Genomic DNA, 200 nt, shown 5'->3' with positions numbered 1-200 from the left:
AGGCGGGCGAGGGCCTGGGCCGGGTCGAAGGCGGTGAGCGCCCGGCAGGGCTGGCCGTGGAGGGGGCGCAGATGCGGGAGCCAGGGCAGCCAGGACCACGCGTCGGTGCGCTCGTCCAGCGGACGGGACTGGTCGGCGGCGACGAGCACCAACTCCAGCCCGGAGGGCGCGTGCAGGACGGCGAGCTGGGCGAGCAGGCC

General features: G+C 77.5%; 1 protein-coding gene. It reads right to left on the bottom strand.

Annotated elements, in window-relative coordinates; genetic code table 11:
• A partial coding sequence (locus DN069_RS39035; RefSeq protein ID WP_133260210.1) for a hypothetical protein occupies nt 1-200 on the bottom strand: 200 nt, incomplete at both ends.

The organism is Streptacidiphilus pinicola, assembly GCF_003258295.1.
Lineage (GTDB): Bacteria > Actinomycetota > Actinomycetes > Streptomycetales > Streptomycetaceae > Streptacidiphilus > Streptacidiphilus pinicola.
This window is presented reverse-complemented; position numbering and strand designations above follow the sequence as displayed.